Genomic DNA, 276 nt, shown 5'->3' with positions numbered 1-276 from the left:
AGATTGGGTTTGGCCTAAATTAAAGCAATTATCGCGCTCAAACTTATGTGCCGATGGCTGTGTATTAGTGACTCACTCTACTGGGGATTTAATTGCACGCCATATTATAGATAACCAAGCAAACTGGCTTGAAAACGCAGGGCTTTCTCCACTTAATATAGTTGCTACATTCGATTTAGCTGGTGCTGGTGGCGGTAGTGAACTTGCTGATGTTGCTGTAAGCGCACTTACAGGTGCCTCATGGAATTTTGCTATAGATGCTGCACTTAGATGGTG

At 43.5% G+C, this 276-nt stretch carries 1 pseudogene; it reads left to right on the top strand.

What is annotated here, in order from left to right:
* Positions 1 to 276: pseudogene (locus R2R70_RS20050) on the top strand (hypothetical protein); the annotation flags it as partial.

It is taken from the genome of Cobetia sp. SIMBA_158, from assembly GCF_046566945.1.
In the GTDB taxonomy this organism is placed as follows: Bacteria; Pseudomonadota; Gammaproteobacteria; order Pseudomonadales; family Halomonadaceae; genus Cobetia; species Cobetia amphilecti.
The sequence above is the reverse complement of the archived record's forward strand: the minus strand, read 5'-3'. Positions and strand labels throughout refer to the sequence as shown.